We start from the raw sequence: 20,725 nt of genomic DNA, 5'->3' as shown, positions 1-20,725 counted from the left end.
ATTGACCGCCTCCCCTTGCACTGTCGGACGGGGCCCCTAGGCTGAGCCCACAGGTGCAGAATCCTGCTCCTGCCGCATCCGGCATCGGAGGTCACCCATGATCTGCTCCATTGTTCCCCCCTATCTGCTGGCCCGCATCGCGGAGCAGCAGGGAGGCAGTTTCACCAGGGCAGCGGAGGCAGCACGGCGGGCTTTGGCCGAGCTGCCTCCGCTGGAGTACGCCCGGTCCCGGGCCAGGCAGTCTCCCGCCCCGCCGCCGGGGACGGCTCTTGCGCCGTCCCTGCGGCGGGAAGTGTCCGACGCCGGAGGCACGGAAACGCTGCCGGGCACCCTGATCCGCTCCGAGGGCGACGAGCCTTCCCGGGACGAAGCAGTGGACGAAGCCTACGAGGGACTCGGTGCCACCCATGCGCTGTTCAGGGACATTTACGGCAGGGCCTCGGTTGACGGTGCCGGCGGTTTGCTGGCCGCCACCGTGCATTACGGGCGGGAGTACGACAACGCCTTCTGGAACGGCGAGCGCATGGTCTGCGGGGACGGCGACGGAGAGGTCTTCCAGCGGTTCACGAAGTCGCTGACGGTTATCGCCCATGAGCTGACCCACGGAGTCATCCAGTACACCTCCCGGTTCGAATACCAGGGCCAGGCCGGGGCACTGAACGAGTCGGTGTCCGATGTCTTCGGCGTTCTGACGGAGCAAAAACTCCTGCACCAAGAAGCCGCTGAGGCAACCTGGCTGGTGGGTGCGGGCCTGTTCACCGAGCAAGTGTCCGGGACGGCCATCCGCTCCCTGAAAGCTCCCGGGACGGCCTACGACGACGACGTCCTGGGCAGGGATCCGCAGCCCGCTTCCATGGCCGGTTATGTTTCCACCGAAGCAGACAACGGCGGGGTCCACATCAACTCCGGCATCCCCAACCATGCCTTCTACCTGGCTGCCGCCACGCTGGGGAACTTTGCCTGGGAGCGCGCCGGCCAGATCTGGTACGACACCATCACCGAGCAGGACCTGCCGGCGGACTGCACCTTCGACCTGTTTGCGGCGGGGACACTCGCCGCAGCCGGAAAACGCTACGGGACGGCCGGAGCCGAATACAGTGCCGTAGCCGATGCCTGGGAAGCGGTGGGCGTGCTGCCATGAAGATCGTAGTGGTTCGAACGGGCGGATTCGCCGGCCTCACGAGGGTCTGGAGCGCCCAGGTCAGCTCGGAGGAGGCTGAACGGGAATGGCTCCCCCTGCTGCAGAATCCCCCGCCGGAACAGCCCGGCGGCTCCGACCGTTTTGTGTACGAATTCCAGGTGGGACAAACCGCGGTGACGCTGCCGGAACAGTGTGTGCAGGGGCGCTGGCGGGACCTGGTGGAACGCGCCCGGCAAGCCAGCGGCGACGGCCCCGGGCAAACCGGCGGGGAGCGGGACGGCGACGCCCCGCACGGCGAATTCGGGTGAGGCCGGGGTTACATGTAAAGTAGTTTTCTGTGCCGGAGTACTCCGGCTTTGCGGGCGTAGCTCAATGGTAGAGCGCTAGCTTCCCAAGCTTGATACGCGGGTTCGATTCCCGTCGCCCGCTCCACGGAAACCCCGGAAATCCTTGCGATTTCCGGGGTTTCATCTTTTCCGCTCCGTTCGCTTCCGGCCGTATACTGGGCGGCGATGAGCCACTTACCGCCCCAGCCCGCCCCCTCGCCCGAGGTCCGCAGGGCCTCCCTTCCCCCGTCCGTGCTGTAGTACCCGGTGCTGGGGGTACTGACCGGGTTTGCGGTTGTCTGGATCATCATCCTTGTCGGCTATCTGATCGGCCGGCTGGGGGTGCTCGGCGACAACGCCCAAAACGTCCTGAGCCGGCTCGCGTTCTTCGTGGCCTCACCGGCGCTGCTGCTGGTAACGATGAGCGATGCGGACCTGCACACGGTGTTCTCACTGCCCCTGCTCGTTGCCGCCGCCAGCGCGTTCGCCACCGCTGCCGCCTTTGTGCTGTGCACCCGCTGGTGGCTGCGCCGCCCGCTGCCCGAACTGCTGATTTCCGCCATGTCCTCGTCACTGGTCAACGGCGCCAACCTGGGCCTGCCGATCGCTGTGTACGTTCTGGGAGACGCGGCGTACATCGCGCCGGTCCTGATTTTCCAGATGGCCATCTTTACCCCGATGTTCCTGATGCTCCTGGACTCGGCGACCAGCGGACGGCGCACTTCGCTGCGCATTTTCCTGGGCCAGATTGTCCGAAATCCCATCATCATCGGCACCCTGACCGGCTTGGTCCTGGCGGCCACCGGGCTGAAGCTGCCGGTTATCATCCTCGAACCGGTCACTCTGATCGGCGGTGCCGCCGTGCCGGCCATGCTCCTGGCCTTCGGAATTTCCCTGGTTGGCTCACGGCTGCTTCGGCGCGACGGCGGCCGGCGCGCCGACGTCGTGCTGGCGTCGGCGTTTAAACTGGTGCTGCAGCCTGTGCTGGCCTATCTGCTGGCGCGGTTCGCCCTGGGAATGGAGGGGCACCTGCTGTTCGCCGTCGTCGTCACCGCCGCCCTGCCCACCGCGCAGAACGTATTTGTTGCCGCCAGCCGCTATGAGGAAGGCGTACTCGTCGCTAAGGACACCGTGCTCCTCACCACAGTGGTCTCGCTTCCCGTCCTGGTGGGGATCGCTGCGCTCCTGACCTGAGGAAACTACTTCCCTGCGCCCGCTTGGCAGTGGCGCAAAACACTGTCAGGGCATAATGTCGTTCGAAAGGCTGCTGAGGGTGGCAGCCGCCGCGGATTTACCCGGTCCGCGCCTACGACGAGGTGGAGGCACAGCACCGATGCCAACGGACGCACGACACTACGGCCGAACCCGCAAAAGGACCCACGCCGCCGCAGGGCTTGCTCTCGCAGTCGGAGCCACTTTGCTCAGCGGGTGCAGCTCTGCTGAAGGGCCTCCCACCCTCACCTGGTACATCAATCCGGACGCCGGAGGCCAGGCCACCATCGCGGAGACCTGCACCGAGCAGTCTGACGGCGCTTACACCATTCAAACGTCCCTGCTCCCCAATGACGCGGCAGCGCAGCGGGAGCAGCTTGCCCGGCGGTTGGCAGCAGGCGACGACACCATGGACATCATGAGCCTGGACCCGCCCTTCGTTCCCGAATTCGCGGAGCCGGGCTATCTGGCGCCCGTACCCGAGGACGTTGCGGAACGCACCACTCAAGATGTGGTGGAAGGCGCCCTGGCCGGAGCCCGCTGGAAGGACAAGCTGGTGGCCGTTCCGTTCTGGGCCAACACGCAGATCCTCTGGTACCGCAAATCAGTGGCTGAAGCAGCCGGCATGGACATGACCCAACCCGTGACGTGGGACCAGATCATCCAAGCGGCCGCCAGCCAGGACAAGTACATCGGTGTCCAGGGTGCCCGCGCGGAGTCCATGACCGTGTGGGTGAACGCACTGATTGAATCGGCCGGTGGAACGATCGTTGAAAATCCCGACGCACCGGCGGATGAAATCCGGCTCGGCATCGACTCGGAAGCCGGAACCCAGGCCGCGGAAATCGTATCCACCATCGGCAAGGAAGGGCTTGGCGGGCCCGGCCTTCCCACCCAAACAGAAAACACGTCCATGATCCAGTTCCAGGGGGACCAGGGGTCCTTCATGGTGAACTACCCCTTCGTCTGGCCCGCCACCAATGAAGCGGTGACGGCGGGAACGCTGCCGGCAGGTCTGATCGAAGACATCGGCTGGACGCTCTACCCGCAGGTCAACGAAGGTGAAGACACCGCTCCGCCGCTGGGAGGCATCGACCTGGGTGTCGGCTCCAACAGCAAGTATCCGGATCTGGCCTACCAGGCGATTGAATGCATTGTGAGCCCGGAAAACCAGGCCCAGTACTTCACCACCAACGGCAACCCGCCGGCGAGCGCCGCAGCCTACGACGCGCCCGGAGTGACCGATACGTTCCCGATGGCGGAAACCATCAGGGAGTCCCTTGAACTGTCCAAGCCCCGGCCGCAAACCCCGTACTACAACGAGGTGTCGACCGGAATCCAGCAGACCTGGACTCCGCCAAGCGCGGTTGATCCGGCCACCACGCCGGCAACAAGCGGCGAGTTCATTCTTGCGGTCCTGAAAGGGGAGAAGCTGTTGTGAGTACTTCCGTAGAAGCCCCCAGGGGAACCACCCCGGCCCCGGCTCCGGCCAAGCCCCGGCTCAGTGACCGGGCCCGTTCCGAACGGCGGCTCGGCCTGTCGCTGGCGCTCCCGGCGTTCATCATCATGCTGGCGGTCACCGCCTACCCCATCCTGCTGGCCGTGTGGGAGTCGCTGTTCAAGTACCGGCTCACGGCTCCGGCCGACCGCGAATTCATCGGCCTTGGCAACTACGCAGTGATCCTCACGGATTCCCTGTTCTGGCGAGACCTCGGAGTAACGCTGCTGATCACCGTCATCACCGTTGTGGTGGAACTGGTGCTGGGCTTTGCCCTCGCCCTAGTGATGAACAGCGCGTTAAAGGCCGTCCGCGGCTGGCTGCGCACAGCCATCCTGGTGCCCTACGGCATCATCACGGTGGTATCGGCCTTTGCCTGGTTCTACGCCTTCGACATCGATTCGGGGTACATCAACAACTGGTTTGACTGGGTGCCCGGCATCAACCCGGACCTGAACTGGTTCGCCAACGGTCCCAGCGCCCTGTTTGTCATCATGGCCTCGGAGATCTGGAAGACCACCCCCTTCATCTCCCTGCTGCTCCTTGCCGGACTGGCGCAGGTTCCGGGTGAGCTGACGGAAGCCGCCGAAGTCGACGGCGCCACCTGGTGGCAGCGGATGTCCCGGGTCATCCTCCCCAACATGAAGGCCGCCATCATGGTTGCCGTGCTCTTCCGGGCCCTTGATGCCTTCCGAATCTTTGACAACGTCTACATCATGACCAACGGCGCGTACGGGACGGAGGTCCTCTCCCTGCTCGCCTACCGCACCTCGATTACCAGGCTCGAAATAGGCATGGGCTCAGCTGTGTCCGTGCTGCTGTTCCTGTGCGTCATCCTCATCTGCTTCATCGCCATCAAACTGTTCAAGGTGGACCTCACCGGTGCACGAGGGGGTAACTAATGAAAGCCTCGCCCACGAGGCGGCGGATCACCTGGACGATTATCTCGATCCTGGTCATCCTGTACGCACTGTTTCCGGTGGCTTCCATCCTGGCCACGTCGTTCAAGCTGCCCAGCGACCTGACGTCGGGAACGTTCCTTCCCACCACCTGGTCGTTCTCCAACTATGAACAGATCCTGGTCGGTGATGCGCAGGGCCTGTTCCTCTCCTCGCTGCGCAACTCGATCGGCATTTCGCTCATCGCCACCTTCATCGCCGTCGTGCTGGCCACCCTGTGCGCCTATGCCATTGCGCGGCTGGATTTCCCGGGCAAGAAGCTGATCCTGACCACCGCACTCGGCGTGTCGATCTTCCCGGTCATTTCCATCGTGACGCCGCTGTTCAATCTGTGGCGCAACATCGGGCTCTACGACACCTGGCCCGGTTTGATTATTCCGTATCTGTCGTTGACGCTCCCGATCTCCATCTGGACCCTGTCGGCCTTCTTCCGGCAGATCCCCTGGGAGCTGGAACAGGCCGCCCAGGTTGACGGCGCCACCACCTGGCAGGCGTTCCGGAAGGCCATCGTGCCGCTGGCCGCACCCGGGGTGTTCACGACGGCGATTATTGCCTTCTTTATCGCCTGGAACGACTTCGTCTACGGCATCTCGCTGACCTCAACCGACGCGGCCCGGCCGGTGCCGGCAGCTCTGGCATTCTTCACCGGCGCGTCCCAGTTCGAAGAACCGACGGGCGCCATCTCGGCGGCCGCAATTATTGTCACCATTCCCGTTGTTGTCCTGGTGCTGGCGTTCCAGCGCCAGATCGTCTCGGGTCTAACCCAGGGCGCCGTCAAGGGCTAGTCCCGGCACGTCCGGTCGAAGAAAAGGATTTGTTCTCATGGCATCGATCACCCTCAAGAATCTCGTCAAAAAGTACGGAGACGGCTTCCCCGCCGTGAACGATGTCAGCTTGGACATCGCGGACGGCGAGTTCATCATCCTGGTGGGCCCCTCGGGCTGCGGCAAGTCCACGCTGCTGCGCATGATCGTGGGGCTGGAAGACATCACCTCGGGAGACCTGCTCATCAACGGAGAGCGGGTGAACGACAAGGCGCCCCGCGACCGGAATCTCGCCATGGTGTTCCAGAACTACGCCCTCTACCCCCACCTCACCGTCTTCGAGAACATAGCGTTCCCGCTGCGCCTGGCCAAGGGGAAGTACACCGAGGAACAGGTCCGCAAGCTGGTCAACGACGCAGCGGCCACGCTGGAGCTCACCGAGCACCTGGACCGCAAGCCGGCCAACCTGTCCGGCGGGCAGCGCCAGCGGGTTGCCATGGGCCGTGCGATTGTTCGGCAGGCTGATGCGTTCCTCTTCGACGAGCCGCTGTCGAACCTGGATGCGAAGCTGCGCGGCCAGATGCGGTCGGAGATCTCCCAGATGCAGCGCCGGCTCGGGACCACCAGCGTCTATGTGACCCACGACCAGACCGAGGCCATGACTCTGGGTGACCGGGTGGCGGTCCTCAAAAAGGGCATCCTGCAGCAGGTCGCTTCCCCGCGCGAGCTCTATGAGCAGCCCGTCAACCTCTTCGTGGCCGGGTTCATCGGCTCCCCGTCGATGAACTTCCTGCCGGCAACGGTGGAAGGAAACGTGCTGCGGACCGCTGTCGGAGACCTCACGATTCCGCAGGACAGGGCGGACAAGGCCGCCGGGAAGAACATTGTCCTGGTGGGGCTGCGGCCGGAATTTTTTGAGGACGCAAAGTTTGTTGACGAGGCCAAGCGCCCGCACGGTTCAATCTTCACCGCACCGATCAGCCACACCGAGTGGCTGGGCAACGAACAGTACGGCTACATCCCCTTCAATCCGGACCCCGAGGTCAAGGAACTGCTGGACAACCTCGCCCGCGACATGGATGCCGACGAGCTGCGGCCGCAGATTGTGGTCACCCTGGACGCAGCGTCACGCATCCGGGGCGGCCGGGACGCCGAGCTGTGGCTGGACACCCGCAAGGTGCACCTGTTTGATCCCGAGTCCGGCGAGAACCTGACCCGTGATGCGCGGGCCGGCGCAGAACTCACCGAGGAAGCCAATGCCGCCCGGGCCGAGGAGATCGCGATGGCCCGCGAAAGGGACGCGGTCAGCAGCGGCGTCGACTCCTAGCAGCCCTTCGCCGGGGCCCGGATCTGCGGCCGCTGCCGCAGGTCCGGGGCCTCGGCGTGTTCACCCGGTATCGTTTGAGCAGTGCAGGGAACAACTTCAGTAATTAAGGCCGTGTCCACATGGCTGCTCGCGCTCATGCTCACGGTGGCCGCCGCCGTAGTGGTGATCTTTTTTGTCAACGCCAAGATCTACGGTCCCGAGCACCAGGTCAGCAGCTACCTCACGGCATTGAAGGAGGGCGACGGCGAACGCGCCCTCGGCCTGCTTGCCGCCAAGGTTCCGAACGCGAATGCCGCCCTTCTGGACGATGAGGGGTTGAAGGCATCAACCGCCGGCCTCGAGGTGCTGGAAATCGGAGAACCGCGGAACGCCGGCGGAAACCGGGTGGACCTTGATGTTCGATACTCCCTCGGCGGTGAGGAAGAGACCAGCACCTACCGGCTGGAACGCACCGATAAGCACTGGCTCTTTTTTGACCGCTGGTCCTTCGTGCCCTCCACGCTGCCGACGCTGACGGTGACGGCAGCCGGCCAGCCGCAGGCCTCCGTAAACGGCGTCCCGGTCGCCCTTCCCGAAGACACGACCACCTTTGCGGCGTTCTATCCCGCCCGGGTTGAGGTTTCGTACACCTCGGAGTTCTTCGCCGCTCCGGAGCAGACCGATTCCATCACCTCATCTCAGGACACGGCGGACCTGGTGCTCACCACCGAAGCCACCGAAGCACTGAAGAATGAAGTGAATGAGGACGTGCGCACCTTCCTGGCGGGCTGCACCAGCGCCCAGGACCGCCTCGCTCCCCCGGGATGCCCGTTCTTCCACTTCACCGACAACCGGGTTGAACTGCCGATCACCTGGGAGATCACTGAGTATCCCGAGGTAAAGATCCGCTCCGTCTCCGGCAACTGGGTGCTCTCGCCGCTGAACGGCAAGGCCCGGCTCACCGCCACGCAGACGGATTTGTTCTCCGGCGTAAAGAGCCCGCTGGATGTGGAGAAGGACTTCAGCTTTGCGGCGCAGCTGTCAGTCGGCAGCACCGAGGTTTCGGTCACGCCACTTATCGACTGACCTTCCAGGGCCGGCTATCCCTCCCCCGAACTACAGAAGGTGTACGTCCCTGGGGACGTACACCTTCTGTAGTTGGCGGGGCTTTCGAGGCGGTTAGTCGAGGCCGCGCAGGTCCAGTGTCAGCGATGTGTCCCCGGCGGCGTCGATGGTCACCGGGATGCCCCAGTCCTGCTGGTACAGGTGGCACGCCGCGTGATCGGGGATCTCGCCCCCGGGTTCGCCGTCGCACGCAGCGGCGCGGGCGGTGATGTGCAGGACGCCGCCCGGGACGGAGCCGGACAGCACCAGCTCACGGGTCAGGCCGGTGGAGGTGCCGCCGCCGGAGACGAGCAGCTCCTCCGGCGAGGAGGAAATCTTCAGCTGCGTCGGATCTCCCCAGCGGTCATCCAGCTTCTGGCCTTTGGGGGCGGAGAACCGAACGGACAGGGCCAGCGGACCGGCTGCGACGGGGCTGGCCGGGCGCTGGGTCTGCCGGGCGCCCTCGTCCACGGACTGCGCTTCCTTGGGAATCGGCACCCGGACCAGTTCGTGCTTGTTGGCCTCCACGACAATCAGCAGCGGTTCCTCCGCAGTGGTGTCAACCAGGACATCGGAGGGCTCGGAGAGTCCGCGGGCCAGGGTGGACACGGTTTCGGTGGCCGGGTCATACCGGCGAACCGCACCGTTGTAGGTGTCGGCGACGGCAACGGAGCCGTCGGGCAGCACGGCCACGCCCAGCGGATGCTGCAGCCGCGCCTCGCCGGCGGCGCCGTCCCGGAAACCGAAATCAAAGAGCCCGGCGCCGACGGCGGTGCTCACCAGCACCTGCGTCCCGCCGTCGTCCGCGGTAAAGGAGAGCCGGCGCAGGGCCGAGGTCTCGGAATCCGCGACCCAGATGTTGCCGTCAGCGTCTTCGGCCAGGCCCGAGGACTGGGCAAACCAGGCACTGTCTCCGGGCCCGTCCAGCAGGCCCTCCAGCCCGGTGCCGGCCAGGATGTCCACGGAACGGCTGAGCGGATCGAAGGTGAAGATCTGGTGGGTGCCGGCCATCGCCACGACCAGGCGCCCCAGTGCAGTTGACCAGGTGAGGTCCCACGGCGAGGAGAGGGAAACGTTAAGGGGTTCGTTCCCGAGGGCGGTCTCCGTCAGGGAAGGCCCGGAGCCGCTGGCTTCCGCTGTGCTGGACTCCGAGGGATGTTCCTCCCCCGCTCCCCGCTTCGTGTGGTTTCCCGCGTCCAGGAGCCGCTGAACACCGTTTCCTGCCACTGTGGTGACGGTTCCGGTGGCCAGGGCCACGCCGCGCAGGCGGTGGTTGACGGTGTCCGCGACGACGACGTCGTACCCGGCACGCCCGGCTACGGCTGCGGGAAGCACCGCCAGCCCCTGGGGCTCGTTGAAGCGGGCTGCGGCTGCCGAGCCGTCCTGCCAGCCCTTCGTCCCGTCCCCGATGACGGAGCGCACCGTCGTGAGGTCCGCTTCCAGCTCCACCAGGCGGTGGTGGCCGGTGTCGGCCACCAGGAAGGTGCCTCCGGGCAGCGGAACCGCTTTGCCCGGGAAGCGCAGGTTTCCGGCGGTGGGCTCGGCCGGGACGTACGGACCGTCTCCGCGGTGCAGTGTTCCCTTGGCCTCGTGCTCGGCAACCAGTTCGCCGATCAGCGAATCCAGGCCGGCGGCATGTCCTTCACCGGAGAGGTTGGCCACGATGTAGCCCTCGGGATCCAGGACCACAAGGGTGGGCCAGGCACGTGCGGCATAGGCCTGCCAGGTGAGCAGCTCGGGGTCGTCCAGGACCGGGTGGTGGATCTCATAGCGCTCCACGGCCGCGGCCAGGGCCACCGGATCCGCTTCGTGTTCAAACTTGGGCGAGTGCACGCCCACTGTGACCAGCACGTCGGAGTACTTCTCCTCCAGCGGGCGCAGCTCATCCAGCACGTGCAGGCAGTTGATGCAGCAGAAGGTCCAGAAGTCCAGCAGCACGACCTTCCCGCGCAGGTCTTCCAGCCCCAGCTGGCGGCCGCCGGTGTTGAGCCAGTTGCGGCCCTCAAGGGCAGAGGCCCGCACCCGGTAGCCGGCACGCACGGTTTCAGTCATTTACGATCTCCTTCAGGGCTGCTGGCATCCCGCTTGGCCAGATTGGCGAACATATTGTTGTAAGCGGCGAGCTCAGCCTCATTATTCCGCTCGGCGGCCCGGTCTTTACGCCGTGTTTCGCGGGCGTCCGTCCGCGACCACTGCAGGGCCACGCCGATTGCCACCATCACCGTGGGAATTTCACCGACTCCCCACATGATGGATCCGCCCAGCTGCTGGTCGGCAAGGGCGGAGAGTCCCCACTCCCGGCCCATGTTTCCGAAGTAGGAGGCCTGGATCAGCGAGGTGCCGCCCATCACCGCCACCCCAAAGAACGCGTGGAACGCCATGGTGGCCAGCAGGATCACCAGGCGCAGCGGATACGGCGCCCGGTACGGCAGCGGGTCGATGCCGATCATCGTCAGGACGAAGATGTACCCGGTCAGCAGGAAGTGCACGATCATCAGTTCATGGCCCACGTGCTGGCGCAGGGCGAAGCCGAACAGCTCGGAGTAGTAGAACACCACGATGGAGCCGGCAAAGTTCACTGCCGCGAAGATCGGGTTGGTGACGAGCTTGGAGAACCATGAGTGCACACCCACGAGGATCCACTCGCGGATGCCGCGGGTTCCGTCGCCGCGCGGCGTGAGGGCCTTCAGAGCCAGCGTCACCGGCGCCCCGAGGACCAGGAACAGGGGAACCACCATGGTCAGGGACATGTGGGCGAGCATGTGGGTGCTGAACAGAACCATGCCGTAGACGGCCGGGGCGCCGGAGGTGACATACGTCAGCATCGCAAGGCCGGCCAGCCAGCACAGGGTCCGGACCAGCGGCCATTTGTCCCCGCGCCGGCGGACTTTGACCACTCCGCGCAGATAAGCGACCGCGAGGGTGAGCACGATGGCGACCCAGAGCCAGTCGAAGCGCCATTCCGTGAGGTAGCGCTCCAGGGTCAGTTCCGGCGGAAGGTCGTACCCGGTCAGGATGCGTGCCGGGGAGGCATTGGGCGGCAGTTCCTCAGGGCGGGGGGTGGCGGTGCGGCCCAGCGCCACCGCCACGCCGGAGACGGCGCCCATGATCAGCAGTTCGACGGCGATGAGCTGCCAGAGGATGCGGCCGGCACTCTTTTGTTTCGGTCCGCCGTGCTCGCTGGACCCTTCGGCGGAGCCGGGGACCTTCGCGGGCAGCTGCGGAATGATCCAGCGGCGGTGGAGGAAGCCGATGACCCCCAGCAGCAGAGTTGCCGCAGCCTTGACGATCACCAGGGCGCCCCACTCCGAGTTCAGCTGCTCGAGCGAGGTGATCCGCAGGGAGGCGTTCACGACGCCGGAGAGCAGCACCAGGGCGAATGCGAAACCGGCCAGGGCAGAATAGCGGCGCAGGACGACGCCGGTGATGGGGCCCAGCCGGCGGGACACGACGGCCAGGACAATGAGTCCGCCGATCCACAGGCAAACGCCGGCCAGGTGCAGTCCGATCGAGTTGACGGCCGCGCTGTGGTCATCGCCGCCGGCGGAATGTCCGACCAGGGCAATGGGAATGATGGCGCCTGCAGCCAGCACGGCAGTGGCGGCCAGTGCGTTCAGGGACCGGACGCCGAAAGCCAGGGTGGTCACCACGGCGGCAATAATGCTCACGGCCAGCCATGCCCGCCCGGTGGAGAAATCAGTGACGAAGGATCCCAGGCCCTGGGTGTAGCTGGCCTCGGAACTCAGCGGCAGCCCGGACACATCCGAGTAGGTGAAGAGCAGTACGGCGACGGCGGACAGCGTCCAGACCGCAGCGGCCGCTCCGGCCAGCGACAGGGTCTTGGCGAACGCGGGATGTTCCGGCTCTCCGGCCTCGATCCTGCGGCCCCGCTTCAGTTTCAGGGATTTGGGCAGGATGGCCACCGCGAAGACCAAGGCGCCGATGACGGCGGCCATGGCCGCGTTCTGCACCGCCTTGGCCACCGGCAGCGCCCACCGGGTCAGGGCCCCGGGATCGGACAGCTGCTGGGCGGCTGCGGCTCCGGAGAAGAGCAGAGCTGAAGCCAGCGCGGTGAGCATGACGGCGACGGCTGCGATCAGCCAGCCGTTCCGGACGGCCGCCTCGGCAGCGGGAGCACCGGGTGCGGGGCGGGAATCCCTTCCGGCCCGGCCGCCGGCTGCGGTATCGGTGTTGGCAGTTTTAGGCACGTTACCTATTCTCTACCCACGGTAGAAATTTGGGCTAATTACGCGGAAAGGGCCGGCGCCTTCCGGCACCGGCCCTTGCACATGCGAAGAAGTTACTTCTTGTTGGAGACCGAAGCCTTCAGCTTGGAGCCCGCGGTCAGCTTGACGCTGTGGCCTGCGGGGATCTGGATGGTTTCGCCGGTCTGCGGGTTGCGGCCGGTGCGGGCAGCGCGGTCGGTGCGCTCAACGGCGAGCCAGCCCGGGATGGTGATCTTTTCACCATTGGCAACGGAGGTTGCGAAGATCTCGAAGACAGCGTCAAGCACGCCATTAACTGCGGTCTGGCTGTTGCCGGACTTCTCTGCGACTGCTGCAACAAGTTCACTGCGGTTCATAGCCAATTTATGTCCTCCTGGACTAGGGGTTAGCTCGAGCGGATCACGGATGCGAAACCGCCACTGTTGGAAAACTTACCAGCCTGACACCGAAAGTCCGGCAAAATCCGCTGTTTTTAGCGGTTTTTTCCGCTCTCAGCCCAGAAAAAGGTGCCATTTGCCCCGCTGCGGCTCGTAGGCTGCTTTCCTGCAACTTCCCTGCAACGGCACGGAATTGGCCGCGGAGGGCCGGACCGGCGCTGCCTTGCCCGGGCGGGCGGCGCCGCACGGCACCCGGACAGCAAAAAGGGCGGCAACCTCAGAGGTTGCCGCCCTTTCAGAGCAGATTAAGCGATGCTTACCAGCTGGACTTCTTGACGCCCGGCAGTTCGCCTGCGTGGGCCATGTTGCGGAAACGCACACGCGAGATACCAAACTTCTGGAGGGTACCGCGGGGGCGGCCGTCGATCTGGTCGCGGTTGCGAAGGCGAACCGGCGAGGCGTTGCGCGGAAGCTTCTGCAGGCCGAGGCGTGCAGCTTCGCGGGCTTCGTCGGTGGCGTTCGGATCCACCAGGGTCTTCTTCAGTTCGAGGCGCTTTGCAGCGTAGCGCTCAACAACGACCTTGCGCTGCTCGTTGCGGGCAATCTTTGACTTCTTTGCCATGTTTAGCGCTCCTCACGGAATTCGACGTGCTGGCGGATCTTCGGGTCGTACTTCTTCAGGACCATGCGGTCCGGGTCGTTACGACGGTTCTTGCGGGTCACATACGTGTACCCGGTGCCGGCGGTCGACTTCAGCTTGATGATCGGACGTACGTCCTTGTCCTTAGCCACTAGAGCTTCACACCCTTCGCGATAAGGTCAGTGATGACGGCGTCGATACCGCGCACGTCGATCGTCTTGATGCCGCGGGCCGAAACCTGCAGCGTAACGTTGCGGCGCAGGGACGGAACCCAGTAACGCTTCTTCTGAATATTCGGGTCGAACCGGCGCTTGTTGCGGCGGTGCGAGTGCGAAATGCTGTGACCAAAGCCGGGAATGGCTCCGGTGACCTGGCAGTATGCTGCCATGATCTCTCTCCTCCAGTTGTAGTAAATATGACGGTCCTCAAAAAACAGACACAGGGCGTTTGCCTAAGCACCTGCCATAAAGAGCGTCCCGCCACCAGTTTTGACACCGTTATTACTGCGACTTTCCGGAGGTGAACCTGGCGGGGTGAGATCCAGCCGAAGTGCCTCGCCGCGGGGAAGACGGTGAAGTTCAGGAAGCCAAGCAGTATCTGCCGGGACAGCCTTCAATTCTAGGTTTATACGGGTGGCCGCGCAAATGTCCCTCCGGCTGCTTCACAGCGGGCCGGGTGGGCACAGGCGCAACTTAACGCCTCTCTATCCTAGGGGCAAGCCGCCGTTCATTCAAACCGGCGGGACACCCTACCCGGTTAACGTGCCCGACCTCACGGTCGCCGGGCACGGTTTACGACGACGGCGGGGCGTCAACGGCGCCGTCCGCACCGACAACCACCACGCCTGCGTCCGGATCCAGCTGCGCACCGTCCAGTTCCGTGCCTCCGCCGATCACCGCGTCCGCGTCCACAATGGCGTTGCGGAGCCGCGCGCCGGAGCGGACCCGGACATCTCCGAGGATCACGCAGGATTCAACGTCCGCGCCGGCTTCCACCACTGCGCCCGGGCCAATCACGCTGCGCCGGACGGTCCCTTCCACCCGCGACCCCGGGGCAAGCAGGCTCCCGGAGACCTGCGCGCCGTCCCCCACATAGCCGGGCAGCCGGCGCGGCGCCGCGCTCAGGATCGGCCATTTCGGGTCGTCGAAGACCAGCCCCCGCCCGTCGATGAGATCCATGTGGCCCTGGTGGTAGCTGCGCGGAGTCCCCATATCCCGCCAGTAGCCGTCGAGCCGGTGTTCGGCTACTTTTTCGGTCCGGACCAGGTACGGAATCAGCTGGTCCCCGTAGTCCTCAAGCTTGCCTTCCTTTTCCATCAGTTCGTCCATGGCGGACAGCAGGACGGCGGCGTCATACAGGAAGATCTCGGCGGCCGCCCGGTCAGTCTTCGGGTTTTCCGGCTTGTACTCGAAGCCGGCCACCTCCCCGTCGGCGGCTTCGACGACACCGTGGTCCGAGGGGTTGTTGCGGATCTTGGTGGTCACTACCGTCAGTGCGGCATTGGCCTCTTCGTGGGTGGCCACGACGTCGCGGTAGTCCAGGCGGTAGAGGTGGTCGGCGCTGAGCACCAGCACCAGGTCCGGATCATATTCACGGATGTAGTCGGCCTGCCGGTAAAGCGCGTCGGCATTGCCCTCGGCAAACCCCTCCCCTTCCCCGCCCTGGTACGGCGGCAGGACGCGCAGTCCCCCGTTGGTCCGGTCCAGGTCCCAGGGGCGCCCGCTGACCAGGTGGTCGTTGAGGGATTTGGGCTTGTACTGCTCCACGATCCAGACGTCGGAGAACCCGCTGTTGTGGAGGTTGGACAGGGGAATGTCGATGAGCCGGTAGGAGCCCGCCACCGGCATGGCCGGCTTCGCCCGGTGCTCGGTGAGCGCTCCGAGCCGGCCCCCGGTTCCGCCGGCAAGAATAATGGTCAGGATCCGCGGCGCATGCATGAGTAGTACCTCTCGCTGGGTTGGTGGGGCTGCTCAGCTCTCACTACGCTAGCAAACGCTAAATCCCGGTGTCAGGCGCCCTCTTCGTCAAGGAACCCGATGCCCGGTTCGATCCGGGCGAGGATCCTGCGCCCCACCCGCTCAAGGTCCTCGACGTCGCGGGCATCAAGCCCGTCAAAGACCAGGTCCCGCACTGTGCCTACATGATCCGGGGCCAGCCCCTCAAGGGCCGCCATGCCCTCCTGAGTCAGTGCGGCCATGGTCACGCGGGCATCGACGGGCGACTGGGACCGTTCCATCCAGCCGCGGCCCTCCAGCTTCTTCACCACATGGGACAGGCGGGAGAGCGAGGCGTTGGACCGTGCCGCCAGCTCGCTCATGGGAAGGGCCCGGTTCGGCGCTTCGGAAGCCATCGCCAGCACATGATAGTCAAACAGGGTGATCCGTGCCCGCTTGAACAGGTCTGCATCCAAGGTGGGGGTCAGCCGGGTGGCCACCGCGTACAGCGCCAGCCAGGCCCGCCGTTCCTCCGGGCTCAGCCACCGGGGACCGGATGCATCAGATTCACTCATGCGGTCAATTCTCCCATGGTTGGTTGAGGCTTCAAGGATTGGCGGGCCTGACTCGATTTGCTACTTGCCGGAATCGGCCGTTTCCGTGCCGAACGGCAGGGAATCGACGTCGAGCCGGGGATTTTCATCCTGGGTCGCCACCAGTTCGTGGGCTTCGGCCCGGGTGTCCACGCTCGGCATCGAGCCGGGCATCGGCCGGTTTGCGGATTCCTTCATGATGAAGACGGCCACGGCTCCGACGACTGAGGTCGCCATCAGCCAGAAGGCGGGCATCAGGTCGTTGTCCGTGGCGTTGATCAATCCCTGCATGATCAGCGGCGCGGTGCCTCCGAAGATGGCCACGGCAAAGTTGTACGAGATGCCCATGGCACCGTAGCGGCTGGCCGTAGTGAACAGGGCCGGAAGCGCCGAGGCCAGGTTGGACACATACAGCGTCACCGGCACGGCCAACAGGACCAGGCCCAGCAGCGTGGACCAGATTGGGCCCAGGGCGATCAGCAGGAATGCCGGCACGGCCAGCACAATGGTGCAGCCGGCACCCATCAGCAGGACCGGGCGGCGGCCAATGCGGTCCGACAGCTTCCCGGCCAGCGGGATGCAGGCAGCCATCAGCACCAGGACCGGGATGGTCAGCAGCGTCCCGTGCAGGGCGTCATAGCCCATGGAGTCCGTGAGGTATGACGGCATGTAGGACGTCAACGTGTAGCCGACGGTGTTTGCTGCGGCAACGAGGGCCATGGCGACGAGGATCGGCCGCCAGTAGAGGCCGATCATGGCCAGGGTGCCTGGAGGGGTGACCGAATCGTCGGGGTTGTCCGAGGCTGCGTTTGCCTCCTGGGCATCCAGGGTCGCCTGGAACGCCGGGGATTCTTCGATCTTCAGGCGGAAGTAAATCGCGATCAGGCCCAGCGGGCCGGCGATCAGGAACGGAATGCGCCAGCCCCAGTCCAGCATGGTCTCGGGGCTCAACGTCAGCTGCATGACGGAAACGACACCGGCGCCCAGGGCGAAGCCCAGGTAGCTGCCCGTGTCCAGGATGCTGGAGAGGAAGCCGCGGCGCTTGTCCGAGGCATACTCCGTCACAAAGGTGGTGGCACCTGCGTATTCGCCGCCGGTGGAGAAGCCCTGGAGGAGCTTCATCAGGATCAGCAGGACCGGTGCCCACATGCCAATCTGGTCATAGCCGGGCAGGAGCCCGATGACGAACGTCGAGGCGGCCATCAGGATCAGGGTCGTGGCCAGCGTCTTCTGGCGGCCCATCTTGTCGCCGAGCCGGCCAAACACGATGCCGCCGAGCGGACGGGCCAGGAAGGTGGCGGCGAAAACGCCCAGGCTGAAGATCAGCTGGGCGGAGGCATCAGCCTCGGAGAGGAACACGGCACCCATGGTGACGGCGAGGTAGCCGTAGACACCGATGTCGAACCATTCCATGGTGTTGCCGACGACGGTTCCGCCGACGGCCTTTTTCATCATCGATTTGTCAACGACATTCACGTCATCGACCTTCAGTCGCCTGCGGCCCAGAACGGGGCGGCGCTTAGTCGGTGCATCTTTAGGCATGTTGGCTTTCTTTCCTAGAAGTCAGCTGCGTGTATCGGAAGCAACCGGCCGGACGCCGTAATAGGCGCCGGGCAGACCATCAAGTTTAGGAAAAACAGCCCCCCTCACCGAATTGCAGGGGGCGGCCGGAGCCAGTGGCGGGCTTTAGCCGGCAGCTTAATCCGCGTCAGCATATGGACTACGGCGGAAATTGTGAAACGCCTCACCGCAGCGCATCAGAGGCCTCATTTTCGTCCCGAAAAGCCGCCGGAGAGCGTTATTCCGGGAATACTGCAGCACGAAAATCCACGGCGGGCTGCCCTGCAGCCGCGCCGGCCCGACACCGGTGGTGGAGGTTGGCCGGTGTCAGTCTCCGACGCCGGCCGGCACGTCGAGACGCACCGGGACGGGATACTTGGGGCTGAGGTTGTCACCCGACGAAACCCGGCGCAGGCGGCGCCCGACCCACGGGCCCAGATACTCGCGGGCCCACTGAGCGTCGCGGCGCAGCTGTTCAACACGGGTCCGGGACGGCAGCGCGTCCAGTTCCGGAACGTCTATGGCGTCGGTGCGGCGCAGGACTTCCAGGACCTTCTTGGCGGTGAGCATGTGCCCTGCCGGCGACATGTGCAGCCGGTCAACGTCCCAGTACCGCTCATCCTGAAGTTCCTTCATCCGCCAGTAGTCCACCAGCTCAGCACCGTGGCGGTCCGCGGACTCCCGGACCAGTTCGTTGTACAGGGCGGTACGGCCCCGGGTGGCACCGAACACCGGGGCGCGGCCGGAGTCGAATCCGGTGAAGACGAGAACTGCAGCTCCGGAGGCCCGCAAAGCCGCGATGCCGGCGTCGTACGAACCGACCAGCGCATCGATGTCCACTTTGGGCCGCAAAATATCGTTGCCGCCCGCGTAAATGGTGACCAGGGTGGGCTGGAGCCTGACGGCGGCGTCCACCTGCTCGGCGAGGACCTGATGCAGCTTCTTGCCCCTGATGGCGAGGTTTGCATAGCCCCAGGAGTTGTCGGCGAGCATCAGCTGCTCCGCCACCCGGTCCGCCCAGCCCCGGACACCGTTGGGCCGGGAGTCGTCCCAATCCCCCACGCCTTCGGTGAAGGAATCCCCCAGGGCCACATAACGAGAAGTAAAAGTCACTCCCACAGGTTACAAGTTGATTGGACAGTTCCTGCACCTGCCAGCGCGCGGGCCCGGGGCGGATTAGACTCTGAAGCAAGCTGCACTCCGGCCGCAGGCTCCCGCCTGCACCCTCCCGCCGCGCTGCACCAGCCCCCCGCACTGAACCGCCAAGCCTTCGCCGCCCAAAGGATCCCATGCCTACCTCACCCGCAGGAACGCGCCAGCGCGCCGCCGTCGTCATGAACCCCATCAAGAAAACGGATGTGGACATCCGCGCCCTGGTCGACAGGATCTGCCGGAATGAAGGCTGGGAAGAGCCGCTGTGGCTGGAGACCACCAAAGAAGACCCGGGCCGCGGCATGGCCCGCGAGGCCCTGGACGCCGGGGTTGACCTCGTGATTGCAGCCGGCGGCGACGGCACGGTCCGCTGCGTGGCCGCTGAGCTCACCGGTACCGACACTCCCCTCGGGCTGCTGCCCCTGGGCACCGGCAACCTGCTGGCCCGCAACCTGGACATCGCCGTCGACGATCCCGAGGGTGCGGTCACCGCCGCCCTGACCGGAGCGGACCGCAACATCGACGTCGTTCATGTCACCCTTGACCGCGCGCTGAAGGGTGACGTCTTCCTGGTCATGGCCGGACTCGGCTATGACGCGGCGCTGATGGGCGACACGAATGACACCCTGAAGGACAACGTCGGCTGGCTGGCCTACGTCGACGCCGGCATCCGGAACCTCCCCGGCAAGCCGGTCAAGAGCACCATCCGGCTCGACGGCGGCAAGGAAATCCACGGTCATCCGCGCAGCGTCATGGGTGGAAACTGCGGAAAGATCATGGGCGGGCTGGAGATTTTCCCCGGCGCCCGCATCGACGACGGACTGCTGGATGTCATGACCATGGCCCCCAAGGGGCGGTTCGGCTGGTTGAGCGTTGTTGCCGGCCTGCTGCGCCGCGGCAAGGGAAGCACGTCGGTGGACTACTACCAGTGCAAGGAAGCCGAGATCTTCACCGAGGTTCCGCAGGAGTTCGAGGTTGACGGCGACCATCTGGGCAAGGCGTCCCATGTGGCGTTCCGGGTGGATCCCAGCGCCCTTCGGGTCCGGATGCCGCACGGGAAGAAAGACCCGGCGATCCTGACAAATCCCCGGGTCTAGGACCGGGCCTCCGGGCCGGGAAGCTAGATGCCCAGCCAAACGGCGGGGTCCTGGTATTCACCGTTGGCCAGCACTTCAAAATGCAGGTGGGGGCCGGTCGAGTTCCCGGTGCTGCCGATGGCACCGATCACGGTGTTGAAGTCCACCCACTGCCCCACCTCCACATGGATCTCGTTGAGGTGGTTGTAGGTGGTTTCGGTGCCGTTGCCATGGTCGACCACGATCCGCAGGCCGCCGTACTGGTGGTATTCGGCGTAGGTCACCGTGCCCGCGGCCGCTGCCTTTACCGGGGTGCCGGTGACAGCGCCGAAGTCGATGCCGGTGTGGAATTCCAGGGTGCCGGCGGCCAGCAGCGGGTTCTCCCGCCAGCCGAACGGCGAGGTCACGCGGAGCTCATCCAGCGGCACGGATGCCGGCACTTCTTCGGGCACGGGCTCGGGCGGGGCCGCCACGGGAGTGGTGGAGCCCTGCCCGTCGGACGCCGCTTCGCCGTCGGACGGCTCGTCCGATTCAGTTTCTTCCTTGGCGGGAAGCTCCGACACCACTGTGGTTCGCTGCAGCTCTGCGGGCTCGTGCGCCGCGTGGGCGGTTCCGACGACGGCGGTTCCCACCACCAGTGCGGCCGCGGCGCCCATGGCGCAGGTGCTGCGTCCGGGAGCGGCAAACCACTGCGGGTTCAGCGGCAGTGACTGTGCCGCCTGCAAAAGCCCGGCCGGCACATATCTCCGGACCGTCGACGCAACGTGTTTACCCGGCGGACGGTTTTCCGTGGCCCAGCTAAGGACCCGCTGCCGTAATTCCGTCAGATAACGCAGGGGCTGCGTGGGGTTCTTCGT

The 20,725-nt window shown here is 65.3% G+C and carries 20 protein-coding genes and 1 tRNA gene; 10 read left to right on the top strand and 11 right to left on the bottom strand.

The features are described 5' to 3' along the window. The first annotated feature begins 97 nt into the window (after nt 1–97). The 9 genes from WKB88_RS13970 (at nt 98) to WKB88_RS13930 (ending at nt 8,292) form a co-directional block, all read left to right on the top strand. Nucleotides 98–1,141, top strand: coding sequence for a M4 family metallopeptidase (locus tag WKB88_RS13970; RefSeq protein ID WP_341395158.1), 1,044 nt, complete (start codon nt 98–100; stop codon nt 1,139–1,141). Further along, on the top strand, nt 1,138–1,449 hold the full coding sequence (locus WKB88_RS13965; protein ID WP_341395157.1) for a protealysin inhibitor emfourin: 312 nt from the start codon (nt 1,138–1,140) through the stop codon (nt 1,447–1,449). The genes WKB88_RS13970 and WKB88_RS13965 overlap by 4 nt, the downstream gene beginning before the upstream one ends. Before the next feature lie 50 nt (nt 1,450–1,499). Next, nucleotides 1,500–1,573, top strand: a tRNA-Gly gene (locus WKB88_RS13960). 161 nt (nt 1,574–1,734) lie between these two features. Next, a complete protein-coding gene (locus WKB88_RS13955; RefSeq protein WP_341395156.1) occupies nt 1,735–2,661 on the top strand; it encodes an AEC family transporter in 927 nt (308 codons plus the stop codon). Nucleotides 2,662–2,800: 139 nt separating this feature from the next. Further along, entirely contained in the window at nt 2,801–4,120 is a 1,320-nt protein-coding gene (locus WKB88_RS13950) for an extracellular solute-binding protein (RefSeq protein ID WP_341395155.1), read from the top strand. Further along, complete coding sequence (locus WKB88_RS13945; protein ID WP_341395154.1) at nt 4,117–5,079, top strand: carbohydrate ABC transporter permease; 963 nt, start codon at nt 4,117–4,119, stop codon at nt 5,077–5,079. Before WKB88_RS13950 ends, WKB88_RS13945 begins: the two co-directional genes overlap by 4 nt. After that, entirely contained in the window at nt 5,079–5,921 is an 843-nt protein-coding gene (locus tag WKB88_RS13940) for a carbohydrate ABC transporter permease (protein ID WP_341395153.1), read from the top strand. Before WKB88_RS13945 ends, WKB88_RS13940 begins: the two co-directional genes overlap by 1 nt. A 37-nt stretch (nt 5,922–5,958) precedes the next feature. Beyond that, nucleotides 5,959–7,227, top strand: a complete 1,269-nt coding sequence (locus WKB88_RS13935; protein WP_341395152.1) for an ABC transporter ATP-binding protein — start codon at nt 5,959–5,961, stop codon at nt 7,225–7,227. A 111-nt stretch (nt 7,228–7,338) separates the two neighbouring features. Beyond that, a complete protein-coding gene (locus WKB88_RS13930) occupies nt 7,339–8,292 on the top strand; it encodes a hypothetical protein (protein WP_341395151.1) in 954 nt (317 codons plus the stop codon). A gap of 93 nt (nt 8,293–8,385) precedes the next feature. Here WKB88_RS13930 and WKB88_RS13925 read toward each other — a convergent pair whose 3' ends face one another. The 10 genes from WKB88_RS13925 to WKB88_RS13880 all read right to left on the bottom strand — a co-directional run bounded on the left by WKB88_RS13925 (nt 8,386) and on the right by WKB88_RS13880 (nt 18,753). After that, nucleotides 8,386–10,362, bottom strand: a complete 1,977-nt coding sequence (locus WKB88_RS13925; RefSeq protein WP_341395150.1) for an NHL domain-containing thioredoxin family protein — start codon at nt 10,360–10,362, stop codon at nt 8,386–8,388. Further along, entirely contained in the window at nt 10,359–12,389 is a 2,031-nt protein-coding gene (locus WKB88_RS13920) for a cytochrome c oxidase assembly protein (protein WP_341395305.1), read from the bottom strand. The genes WKB88_RS13925 and WKB88_RS13920 overlap by 4 nt, the downstream gene beginning before the upstream one ends. Nucleotides 12,390–12,610: 221 nt before the next feature. Next, nucleotides 12,611–12,898, bottom strand: coding sequence for an HU family DNA-binding protein (locus tag WKB88_RS13915; RefSeq protein ID WP_152223378.1), 288 nt, complete (start codon nt 12,896–12,898; stop codon nt 12,611–12,613). A gap of 331 nt (nt 12,899–13,229) precedes the next feature. After that, the gene (gene rpsN, locus WKB88_RS13910) at nt 13,230–13,535 is read right to left on the bottom strand and encodes a 30S ribosomal protein S14 (RefSeq protein ID WP_104102015.1); all 306 of its coding nucleotides are present in this window, start codon (nt 13,533–13,535) and stop codon (nt 13,230–13,232) included. 2 nt (nt 13,536–13,537) lie between these two features. Next, entirely contained in the window at nt 13,538–13,705 is a 168-nt protein-coding gene (gene rpmG, locus WKB88_RS13905; protein WP_013602737.1) for a 50S ribosomal protein L33, read from the bottom strand. After that, complete coding sequence (gene rpmB, locus WKB88_RS13900) at nt 13,705–13,941, bottom strand: 50S ribosomal protein L28 (protein ID WP_104053173.1); 237 nt, start codon at nt 13,939–13,941, stop codon at nt 13,705–13,707. The genes rpmG and rpmB overlap by 1 nt, the downstream gene beginning before the upstream one ends. A gap of 403 nt (nt 13,942–14,344) precedes the next feature. After that, nucleotides 14,345–15,490 (bottom strand): glucose-1-phosphate adenylyltransferase family protein, encoded by a 1,146-nt coding sequence (locus WKB88_RS13895; protein WP_341395149.1) that lies wholly within the window; start codon nt 15,488–15,490, stop codon nt 14,345–14,347. Between the two features lie 71 nt (nt 15,491–15,561). Then, the gene (locus WKB88_RS13890; RefSeq protein WP_341395148.1) at nt 15,562–16,062 is read right to left on the bottom strand and encodes a MarR family winged helix-turn-helix transcriptional regulator; all 501 of its coding nucleotides are present in this window, start codon (nt 16,060–16,062) and stop codon (nt 15,562–15,564) included. 60 nt (nt 16,063–16,122) lie between these two features. After that, the gene (locus WKB88_RS13885) at nt 16,123–17,622 is read right to left on the bottom strand and encodes an MFS transporter (RefSeq protein ID WP_341395147.1); all 1,500 of its coding nucleotides are present in this window, start codon (nt 17,620–17,622) and stop codon (nt 16,123–16,125) included. Between the two features lie 345 nt (nt 17,623–17,967). Then, nucleotides 17,968–18,753 (bottom strand): SGNH/GDSL hydrolase family protein, encoded by a 786-nt coding sequence (locus WKB88_RS13880; protein WP_341395146.1) that lies wholly within the window; start codon nt 18,751–18,753, stop codon nt 17,968–17,970. Nucleotides 18,754–18,929: 176 nt separating this feature from the next. Between WKB88_RS13880 and WKB88_RS13875 the strand changes: the two genes are divergently transcribed. Then, entirely contained in the window at nt 18,930–19,889 is a 960-nt protein-coding gene (locus WKB88_RS13875) for a diacylglycerol/lipid kinase family protein (RefSeq protein ID WP_341395145.1), read from the top strand. Nucleotides 19,890–19,912: 23 nt separating this feature from the next. On the opposite strand, the gene WKB88_RS13870 is transcribed toward WKB88_RS13875, so the two are convergent. Beyond that, nucleotides 19,913–20,593 (bottom strand): M23 family metallopeptidase, encoded by a 681-nt coding sequence (locus WKB88_RS13870; RefSeq protein WP_341395144.1) that lies wholly within the window; start codon nt 20,591–20,593, stop codon nt 19,913–19,915. Between the last annotated feature and the right edge of the window lie 132 nt (nt 20,594–20,725).

Origin of the sequence: Arthrobacter sp. G119Y2 (genome assembly GCF_038069765.1) — a bacterium.
GTDB lineage: Bacteria > Actinomycetota > Actinomycetes > Actinomycetales > Micrococcaceae > Arthrobacter_B.
This window is presented reverse-complemented; position numbering and strand designations above follow the sequence as displayed.